Source organism: Asticcacaulis sp. (assembly GCF_020217185.1).
Taxonomy (GTDB): domain Bacteria; phylum Pseudomonadota; class Alphaproteobacteria; order Caulobacterales; family Caulobacteraceae; genus Asticcacaulis.
In genome coordinates, this window is record NZ_JAIWNX010000040.1 from 1 (window position 1) to 10000 (window position 10000).

General features: G+C 58.2%; 8 protein-coding genes. 3 read left to right on the plus strand and 5 right to left on the minus strand.

The features are described 5' to 3' along the window. Positions 1 to 16: 16 nt before the first annotated feature. From LDL37_RS01895 to LDL37_RS01910, 4 genes are all read right to left on the minus strand, one after another. Entirely contained in the window at positions 17 to 2974 is a 2958-nt protein-coding gene (locus tag LDL37_RS01895) for a TonB-dependent receptor (RefSeq protein ID WP_290793505.1), read from the minus strand. A 549-nt stretch (positions 2975 to 3523) separates the two neighbouring features. Then, a complete protein-coding gene (locus tag LDL37_RS01900; RefSeq protein ID WP_290793508.1) occupies positions 3524 to 3673 on the minus strand; it encodes a hypothetical protein in 150 nt (49 codons plus the stop codon). A 79-nt stretch (positions 3674 to 3752) separates the two neighbouring features. Further along, entirely contained in the window at positions 3753 to 4556 is an 804-nt protein-coding gene (locus LDL37_RS01905) for a DUF1499 domain-containing protein (RefSeq protein ID WP_290793511.1), read from the minus strand. A 151-nt stretch (positions 4557 to 4707) separates the two neighbouring features. Further along, the gene (locus tag LDL37_RS01910; protein WP_290793514.1) at positions 4708 to 6156 is read right to left on the minus strand and encodes a bifunctional aminoglycoside phosphotransferase/ATP-binding protein; all 1449 of its coding nucleotides are present in this window, start codon (positions 6154 to 6156) and stop codon (positions 4708 to 4710) included. 94 nt (positions 6157 to 6250) lie between these two features. Here LDL37_RS01910 and LDL37_RS01915 point away from each other — a divergent pair, with 94 nt between their 5' ends. Further along, on the plus strand, positions 6251 to 6865 hold the full coding sequence (locus LDL37_RS01915) for an HAD family phosphatase (RefSeq protein ID WP_290793517.1): 615 nt from the start codon (positions 6251 to 6253) through the stop codon (positions 6863 to 6865). Between the two features lie 334 nt (positions 6866 to 7199). Here the strand turns inward: LDL37_RS01915 and pdxH are convergent, their stop codons facing one another. Next, complete coding sequence (pdxH, locus tag LDL37_RS01920; protein ID WP_290793520.1) at positions 7200 to 7850, minus strand: pyridoxamine 5'-phosphate oxidase; 651 nt, start codon at positions 7848 to 7850, stop codon at positions 7200 to 7202. A 162-nt stretch (positions 7851 to 8012) separates the two neighbouring features. Here pdxH and LDL37_RS01925 point away from each other — a divergent pair, with 162 nt between their 5' ends. Together LDL37_RS01925 and aroC are read left to right on the plus strand one after the other, a co-directional pair. Beyond that, positions 8013 to 8744: a DnaJ C-terminal domain-containing protein gene (locus tag LDL37_RS01925; RefSeq protein ID WP_290793522.1), complete on the plus strand. Its 732-nt coding sequence runs from the start codon at positions 8013 to 8015 to the stop codon at positions 8742 to 8744. A 173-nt stretch (positions 8745 to 8917) separates the two neighbouring features. Next, positions 8918 to 10000: chorismate synthase (gene aroC / locus LDL37_RS01930; protein ID WP_290793525.1), on the plus strand; the 1083-nt coding region annotated here is incomplete at its 3' end.

Below are 10000 nucleotides of genomic sequence, written 5' to 3' on the forward strand. Positions count from 1 at the left end.
CTAAAGGGGTTAGCCCTTAGAACTCGTACTTCAGACCGAGGCGCACATAACGCGGCGTCTGATAACTGGACGGCATACCATAGGTCAGGCGCTTTTCATTAACGCCCGTGTATTCCCCTTCTTCGTGATATTGATCCGCAGCTTTGGCATTGAATACGTTAAAGATGTCGGCTGTGAGCTTGACCGTACCGATCGGGATCGGTTGCGACCAAGTCAGGTTAAGATCAAGACGCTTAATCCAATCCCCGTCGAACGACGCACCGCGAGGTGTCAACTTACCGTTACAATACCATGCTGTCAGCGTCGTATCTACCGCGCGACCGTCCGCAGGCGTCGGATAGTAACCAATACAGCCATATTTACGCGGCGAAAGGACTGAGGCATTGAAGCCCCCACGCAGATTTTCATTAAACTGATAGGCACCGAAGGCTTTCAGGCTATAACCGTGGTGGTTCGGCAGGAAGCCATAGGAGCCGTCGGTCCAACCAACTTCATCGAAGTCCTGCGTCAAGCCCGTATCGTCCTGACCGTTGTCCGACTTTACACCGCCTTCGATATTACCCTTGGTGCTTGACAGCGTTAAAGAGCCGCCAACATACCATTGACCGTCCCACGGACGTTCGAAATCAAAGGTAACCCCCTGATAAGAGCGTTTAGCCTCCGGATAACCCAGCACGTCGGCCGGAATGGTAACGGTCTTGCCACCCCAGGTCGAACCAAAGTCTGAACTCAGTGTAATCACCGCGTCCTTACCCGGGTTGAGCAGAACATAGCCTGATCCGCCGAAGGTACCGTTGTTGCACGAAGTAGCATCAATACCCAAATACGAGCAGACATCATTGTTGACGTAATAAAGGTTTACGTCTTCCATCGCTGCGCCGAGCTTACGGTAGGTGAAGGTGACACCCGCTTTCCAGCCGTTTTCGAAGCGCTTTTGCAGACCGACAGTGAACTCGTCCTGATACTGCGGGTCAATGTTCTGAGAAACGAGGGTTTTCGCGTCGGGGATGGAACCGTCTGAGAAGACGCTTTCGCTAACGAGTGCGCCAAGGGTAGGAACCAGCGTGGTGGCATCACGCGCTGTCCAGAGATACACCTTCTGAGTGAAGAGTTCACCGCCAGCCAGACGGATGTTGGTGTTACCAGCAATCGGCAAATAATAACGTCCAAACGAGGCCGTCATTTTCGTCGATTTGTCGCCATACACATCGTAGGACATACCTAAGCGCGGAGCGAAGAGGTAATCCGTCTCAATGAACGCCGCCCCTGCCGCATTCTTGTTGACGAACTTGTCAGCTCGCAAACCCAGGTTCACAGCTAGGCGGTCGTTGATCTCCCAGCTATCCTGCGCGTAGAAGGATGTGTTCTGGACATCGAACGCGCCATTGTTGAAGTACTGGCGTGCGCGAACGCATTGAGCCGACCCCGTGCCGCCGCAGATAGCGCTACCGGCGTTATAGTACCGATAGTAGGTATTGCCAGAATAGCGTGAAACGACGTTAGCTGTCAGCTTTTCAAGATCGTAGCCAACCTTAAGGTGATGCTTACCGGCGAGGTTAAAGTAGAAGTCACCGTCTACGCGGAAGTTTTCTCGGTTATCATCGCCTTCTTCGACGAGGATATCCGGATTACCTCTGATAACAGCGCCATCCAGATAAACAGCCGGATTGTCATCAAGGAATGATTTGGTGGTCTGATTAAAAGTGGACTTTCCGTACAGCATAGACAAGGTAAACCAGTCCGCGACTTTGCCAGTGTACTTGTAAACCTGTGTCTTTCCGCCTGAGGAATTGTTTACAAGTTTATCAACCGGATCGCCCGCGTCGAAGTGATGCGTAGCTTCTGTCTGATCATCACTGAAATAGGTGACTTCAAGACGGTGATTCGGATTGAGAACGAAGTCAAACTTCCCCCCCCAGAACGGATCTTTTTGAACCGCTTCTTCTGTGTAATTTGTCGAACCATCACCATAAGTGGCCAGCGATGACTGCGAGAAATTGCGTGGGTTGTAGAACGCAAAGAAGTAAACGTGGTCCTTAATGATAGGACCAGACAGCCAGACGTTAGCCTCTTTTTGTTCAAGTCCGGATCGGCCTTGGAAATAGGTATCGTTCTTATCGAGCGTCTCGTTCAGGTCAGAGGCGACGACCGGCGAGTTTGATGCCAAAGCGTCAGGAGTGTAATAGAAGGAAACACCGCCTTTGAACGTATTCGAACCGGAACGTGTCGTGGCGATAAATGCGCCACCCGTTGAACGACCATATTCGGCCGAATAACCGCCGGTCTTGACTTCGATCTGTTCGTAGAAGTCAAACGGGATGGTCGTGCCGCCCAGGAAGTTACGGAAGTTCGTAACATTCATACCGTTGACGTAATAAATGTTTTCAGCCGGTGATGCACCTGAGATCGAGGGCGGGCCGAAAACGTCATTGATGGTGATGCCCGGGACCAGATCAGCGAGGGCTTCGATAGACCGTCCTACCGGGATGCGCTCTGCTACGGTCTGAACATCAAGCACGGCACCCGTCGTCGTGCGGTCAAAATCGAGATTACGGCGCGCCTTACCACGAACCACAACGGTCTCAACCGCCGCACCACCGGCGGTGAATTCATAGTTTGAAACGGCACCCAGCGTAACTAAAACGGTCTCCTCGGCTTTGGCGCCCGAAGCTGTAGTAATAGACACGGTATAACGACCTAGCGGAATCTGCGACAGTTTGAACGTACCGTCCGCACCAGTCTTCGCCGTCGAGGTGTAACCGTTCGACTCGCCGGTGATTACCACGGTGGCACCCGCCGCCGCCTTGCCTTCTTCCGACTTCACGGTACCAGCCAGGGTGCCGGACGTAAGATCCTGCGCCACGGCGACGGTCGGTACGACCGAGGTGATTGCCGTGAGCGCTACCGCCGACAGCAGCGCACCGCACAGCGTCGTCGAGACCATCAGGCCTGATCGCTTCGATTTGTTGATCACTCTAGTTCTCCGGATTTAGGGCCTTGCAGAGAGTTCAAGGCCCACTGTTATGCAGCCGTGCCCGGCTGTTGTGCCAAGTTAGGCACCCGCGTCATAATTCCGTCAATCGCGCGTCATGAAAGATTAAATTACGACTGCAACCTGTTTCAATTAAGTCACACCAGAAACGGAAGGAGATGAATAAGGCGCAACAGGCTCCGAACGGAAACACAAAATCGGTGAAAAAATGAAATATCTAATTTTTTCAATCTATTAAAAAGGATATGTCGTACTTACGCAGGTATGTCAGCTTATCTTTAGAGGCTGAAACTTCACAAATATCTGGAAGATTTCAAATTTTTGCAGATAAAATGCTGCGTTTATCCCCACAAAAGCGCAGCTTCTGAGGGCTATTCTCCCATACTGGATAAATGCATAATCGTTTCTTTAGAAACTTTTTTTGAGAATCCAACGCTCTTTATGTTGCATCGCAGCGTGAATGTGGCACGCTATTGTGATCATTGGTGCCCCACATAAATCAGTGTTTTATTCGGGTGTTACGCTTGAGGCTTAGCGTTCGGCGCTGATACGCACGGCGTAACCGGTGACCGGTTCGGGGGTGCAACTGGCCACGCTTAATTGCGCCGCAAACAGGATCAGCCAGCCCGTCGCCACATAAAGGGCGCGTTTTGAAACAAAAAGGCCAAAACGGGACAGCATGACGGGCTCCTCTCGACAGATGGAGAGGGTAAAGCAAGTCTTAAGCCGCCCTGTTAAGCCGCCCTGTGTGGCAAAAAAACTAGGATTTGAGGCGCGCGATCAGCGCCGTGACGCGCTGGCAATTGCCGCCCAGATCGACGGCCTCCTCTCGGCTGACCGAACGGATATCGGTCTTGTCCGGATCGAGTCGCACCACAATGTCCGATTTGTTGCCCCACCACGGGTCTTCCCAGGTGGCTTCGACGCGCCAGTCGGATTTGCCGAAGACCACATAGCCCTGCTCTCTGAGGATGCGGGCCACCGCTTCGGCGTCTTTGGTATGGCCCGTGACAGAGGACGCCAGCGGGCAGGTCTGGGCATTGATGGCCGCCAGCGACTGTCCTGCCCATTCGTAGGCGACGTTGCGCCCGACATAGGGGGCGTCTTCTACCACGTGCGCCGCGGGGCCACGTGCCTCGATCAGCTTGGTCGAGAAGGTGACCGGGCGTTCCCAGTTGGTCGCCACCTCGTGAATCGGCGGACTCGACTTCAACCTCAGTTCATAGGCGTAATAGCCGGCCAGCACCGATCCCGACACCAGCACTGCGCACAGGGCCCACGGTCCGTAAGTCTTTGGCGCCTTGAACAGCGAGATCAGCAGCGACAGGGCCGACAGGATCATGGCCACGGTGGCCATCTTTGGCACATAGTTCAGGGCGATGGTGTTGAAGCCCAGATCGTAGCTGATATAGCCCGTGCGCGTGGCCAGCATGGCCGTAAGGTAGGTCAAGGGCGCAAACAGGCTGAGGACAAAGGCGATCGGCGCAAAGCCAAAGTCCTTCTTGCCCGCCCGCCCGGTGTCCACTGCGGTTTCGCCGTCAAAATGCGTCATCTCGTCAGACACTTTGTCCCAGCCCTATACTCTTTACTGTGCCCCGGCCCGACCCTCTGACAATCACAAGGCCGCGTCACCGGTGTACCTGTTGTTGCGCGAACAATACGCAGGGAAGGTGTCAAAAATGCACCCGTTCACGCGATATTTACCCTGATCCCACTCAGGGGTTCGGCGTCAGGGTCCAGATTGTGGTGTCCAGTTGAGGATCGGTCTGCGCCCCGGCAATGTCCGGCGTGGCGTCCGACACATCATTGCGCCTTTGCAGGACACGCCTCAGACGCTCATCCGCCGGGACGTCCATCCACAAAGCCCGGAAGGCGACGCCCTGTGTTTCCGCCAAAGCCTTCGCTTCGCGCGCGCGGTCCTGATTGCGGAAGGTGGCGTCGAGAATCACCGACTGCCCGCTCTGCACCGCCGTGCGCGCCAGATCGAACATGTGCGTGTACACCCGCGCATTCTCTTCCGGCGTATAGGCCTCCTTCGGCAGGGTCTCGAATTCCGGGCAGGCCCACAGGCGCTTGCGCATCTCGTCCGAGCGCAGCACCAGCGCACCGGGGGCGCGCCCCGTCTGCGGCGCGATGTGGCGCGAATGGGTGCTCTTGCCCGACCCGGACAGACCGCCGACGGCCAGAAGTTCGGCCGGCTTCATCTCGAGGAAGGCCTGAGCCGCCTGAAGATACATTTTCGCCTTTTCCATGGCGTAGTTGGGCGTGCCGCCATAGTTGGCATTGACGTGGCAGCGCACCCCGGCGCGCACCGACATATAGAGCGGCAGCAGTTTCAGCCCGGCATAGACGCTGTGGATGTCGTCCTCCAGCCGCGCGGCCTTTTCGACATAGATGTTGAGCACCGTATTGGCGGCGGCGTCATGCCCCCTCACCCACAGGTCCATCAGCAGGAAGGCGAGGTCATAGAGCACGTCGATCTGGCTCAGGCGCTCATTGAACTCGATGCAGTCGAACAGCACCGGCCTGTCGTTCTCGATCAGGATATTGCCGAGGTGCAGATCGCCGTGGCAATGGCGCACATAGCCTTCGGAGAAGCGGCGTTTCACATCCCCGACCAGTTCTGCATAGGCGGCCTGAATGGCGCGGTCATAGGCATCGACCGCCTCGGCCCCCAGTTCGTCGCGGAAGACCTCGATATTCTTCTTGTTCGAGTCAATGACGTATTTGATGTTGAATTCGTGTTCGGCGTCGCGGCAGATTTCCGAGCCGGCGTGGAACTGCGCCACGATCTGCCCGAGATCGTGCATCAGGTCGAGGTCGGGCGTCCAGTCCGCGCGCGACTGGCTCTGTTCGGCCAGCACCCCGGCCGTATCAAAGCGGCGCATGACCAGCACGCTTTCGCCTTTGATCTCCTCGACCCCCAGATAGATGTCGGCGGCCATGCGCTGATTGTAGCGCAGTTCGCGCAGCAGGGCCTTGCGGCGCTTTTCGACCGAGGTGAAGTCGAGGAAGCCGTAATCGACGCTCTTTTTGACCTTATAGGCGCGCTTGCCCTTCAGGATCACCACGGCGCAGGAGGTGGCGATGATGTCATCCGCCCCTTCGGACAGGTGCGCAATAAGAGCGTCAGGCAACACATCAGGCGAAAAGGGGGCGGTCATGCAGGATACTCAGGATACGGGGAAACCCCGTCTGTCTGGACTCAGCGCGCCTTTTCGTCAAGCCATGACGCGGTGGTTGGTATAGACAGTTCGGATGATGTTTACTGACTCGCTGCGCCCACCCGCACACGCCAAAGCCCTGATCTTCGATTGCGACGGGACGCTGGCCGATACCTTCGCCGCGCATTACCGGGCCTTTCGGACGGCGTTAGCCCCCTTTGGTATCGACTTTCGCGCTGACTTTTACGCCGCGCGGCTGGGCTGGTCGCGCAAAGCCCTTCTGGAGTCCGTGGCGCAGGAAACCGGCGTGGCCTTCGATGCCGAGGCCGTCGCGGCGCGCAATGCGCCCCTGTTTCTTGACCATATCGACGCCGTGCGGGCGATTCCCGCCACCGAGGCGCTGGTCAGGGCCTATTATGGCAAGCTGAAACTGGGCGTCTGTTCCGGCGGGCAGAAAGGCATCGTCGAGGCGACGTTAAAGGCCATCGGACTTTATGAGCACTTCGACGCCGTTGTGGCGTTTGAAGATACGGGCATCGGCAAACCGGCCCCGGACCTTTATCTTGAGGCCTGCCGCCGTCTGGGCGTCGCGCCGTCCGAGGCCCATGCCTATGAGGACAGTGACGAAGGGATAGAGGCGGCCCATGCGGCGGGCCTCAGCGTGTCGGACGTGCGGCCCTACTATTCCCCTGATCCATCAAGGTGGTGAGAGGAAATAAGGTGTAGCCACGGATAGACACGGATGCTGGCCGCCAGCGCAGCAGGCCTCAGACTGACGCTCTGACATTATTGAGAACCACAGATTACACAGATTGCACAGATTGGCGCTGCGCGCCTTTAGACCGATATGTCGAAAAGTGTGAGCGGTTTTCGACAAAAATATCGCGACAAAACAAAAATTTAGATCAGGATGATGCTTCCATTCACAATCATCCCGCTCAGGAGTGTCCCCCCCGTAGGGTAATCTGAGACTCAAAATCTGTGTAATCTGTGTAATCTGTGGTTCTAAGAAAGCGCCTGAACGGCCTCCAGGTTTCGCATTTTTACGGATAGAGCTTCGACTTCACCCACCCGTCGCCGGTGCGTTCGAACTTGAGGCGGTCGTGCAGGCGGAACGGCTTGTCGCGCCAGAACTCCATCTCCGACGGCACTATGCGGAACCCCGTCCAGTGCGGCGGGCGCGGCACGGCCCCGATGCCGAATTTCAGCCCATATTCTGCGACGCGCTTTTCCAGCGCAAAACGACTTTCCAGCGGCCGCGACTGCTCCGACGCCCAGGCCCCGATCTGCGAATTGCGGGCGCGCGAAGCGAAATATTCATCCGCCTCGGCGTCGCTGACGAGTTCGACCGTGCCGCGGATACGCACCTGACGGCGCAGGGATTTCCAGTGGAACAGCAGCGCCGCCTTGCGCGCCCCCAGTATCTGACGGCCCTTGGCGCTTTGGGTATTGGTATAAAAAACAAAGCCCTGCCGGTCGAAATCCTTGAGCAGAACCATGCGCGCATCCGGCATCCCATCGGCGTCCACTGTGGCCACCGTCATGGCGTTGGGGTCGTTCGGTTCCTTAGCCCGCGCATCTATCAACCATTGACCGAACAGATCGAACGGCTCGGCCCCGTCGATATCGGCCTCATTGGCCGCGTGGGCGTCGGCATAGTCAGGGCTGGGCGGGATCAGATCAGAACGGGACATCGTTATTTCTCCACACACCGCATCGCCAGACATTGGCGCGCGGTTTAAGCTTTACGCCGAAAGGGCCCGGTCGGTTTGATGGCTGTGCACATCGGTCATTAACCCGCTGTTGACCATAGGCGGGCACAGTGCGTCAACACCTCCCTTGTCTGTCCCTTCAGAATGAACCGAACCTTAGCCCTCAGCGTCCTTGGTCTTAGCGAACCGGTCAGCGGCCACGACGTGCAGGCGGCCTTTCGCCGACTGGCCAAACGCGCGCATCCGGACCTGAACGGCTCAGAGGCCCCACTGCGACGGTTGATTCTGGCGCGCGACCTCCTGATGCGTCAGATCAGGAATGGCCCGGACCTGTCGGAAATCATAGAGGAATTGTCGGATACGGCTGAGCCCCTGCGCCTTAGTCCTGAGGTGGCCGTCAAGGGCGGCCCCGTCGTCACCGATGTGCCCTTGCCGCTGGAGCTGATCCACGACGCCGGACCCGGCCGCAGCCTGATGCATCGTAAATCGCTGCGCATGACGCTGCCCCCCGGTCTGCGTGACGGCGAGCGGCTGCGGCTGAAAGCCACACGCCCCGGCGGCACCGAATACGTCTTCCGCATCGAGATCGAACGCCGCGATGAGTTGCACGTTGAAGGCCACGACCTCTGCCTGAGCGTGCCGGTCGATGCCCGGCATCTGCGGCTGGGCGGACAGGTGCGCGTCGAGACACCGCACGGCCCGCAGACGGTCGATCTGAGCGACGCCGTCGATAACCGCCTGACGCTCAAAGGCTTGGGCCTGCCCGCCACGTCGCGTTATCCGTCGGGCGACCTTCACCTGCGTTTTGAGGCCTTTGAGACGCCGTTGCGCCCGGCCTCGGACCTGCTGGCCGAATTTCATCGCAAGTGGGCCTGAGACTTCAACACGATTGAGTTGCGCGCCCCGCAGAAGTGCCGTATGGCCACGGCATAAAAATCAAGGCTGGAGCGTATTTCGTTCAAGTTGAAGCGAAATTACGCTCTGATTTTAGGCTGAACGCGCTTTTATATCCGAAAAGTGCGTCCCACTTTTCGGAAAGCGCTGGGTCCATGTCGCACAACAGCTTCGGTCATCTTTTCCGCGTTACAACCTGGGGCGAAAGCCACGGACCGGCGCTCGGCTGCGTGATCGACGGCTGCCCGCCGGGGATTGAGCTGTCCGAGGCCGATCTGCAAGGGGCGCTTGACCGCCGCAAGCCGGGCGGCTCGCGCTTTGTCACCCAACGCCGCGAAGCCGACGAAGCGAAAATTTTGTCGGGGGTGTTTGAGGGCAAGACGACCGGCACGCCGATCTCGGTGCTGATTGAAAACACCGATCAGCGCTCGAAGGACTACGGTGAAATCGCGCGTCAGTTCCGGCCGGGCCACGCCGACTACACCTATTTTGCCAAGTACGGTATCCGCGACTATCGCGGCGGGGGCCGTTCCAGCGCGCGTGAAACCGCGGCGCGCGTCGCCGCCGGGGCCGTGGCGCTGAAGGTTCTGAAAACCCTGATCGGGCCGCAGATCGCGGTGCGCGCCGCCCTTGTGCAACTGGGGGTCCACCCCATCGACCGCGCGCACTGGGACTGGGCGCAGGTCGATCAGAACCCGTTGTTTTCTCCGGACGCCAGCACGCTGGCGCAATTTGAAGACTATCTCGACGGCATCCGCAAGGCGGGCTCCTCCATCGGCGCGGTGGTCGAGGTGCAGGCCGAAGGCGTGCCCGCCGGCTGGGGCGCGCCCATCTATGGCAAGCTGGATTCGGACCTCGCGGCCAATCTGATGTCGATTAACGCCGTCAAGGGTGTGGAAATCGGCGAAGGCTTCAACGCGGCCACCCTGTCCGGCGAACAGAATGCCGATGAAATGCGCATGGGACCGGACGGTATCGACTTCCTGTCGAACCACGCGGGCGGCATATTGGGCGGCATTTCGACGGGTCAGACGATTGTGGCGCGGCTGGCGCTCAAGCCGACCTCGTCCATCCTGACCGAGCGTCAGTCGATCGACATTGACGGCAAGGACGTCGATATCCGCACCAAGGGCCGCCACGACCCCTGCGTTGGTATCCGCGCCGTGCCGGTGGCCGAGGCCATGATGAGCTGCACCCTGCTCGACGCCTATCTGCGCCATCGCGGCCAGACGGGCGGC

Coding starts and splice junctions, on each gene's coding strand:
- LDL37_RS01910 (WP_290793514.1), bottom strand. CDS start 6,156: ATGACCGCCCCCTTTTCGCCTGATGTGTTGCCTGACGCTCTTATTGCG.
- LDL37_RS01915 (WP_290793517.1), top strand. CDS start 6,251: ATGATGTTTACTGACTCGCTGCGCCCACCCGCACACGCCAAAGCCCTG.
- pdxH (WP_290793520.1), bottom strand. CDS start 7,850: ATGTCCCGTTCTGATCTGATCCCGCCCAGCCCTGACTATGCCGACGCC.
- LDL37_RS01900 (WP_290793508.1), bottom strand. CDS start 3,673: ATGCTGTCCCGTTTTGGCCTTTTTGTTTCAAAACGCGCCCTTTATGTG.
- LDL37_RS01925 (WP_290793522.1), top strand. CDS start 8,013: ATGAACCGAACCTTAGCCCTCAGCGTCCTTGGTCTTAGCGAACCGGTC.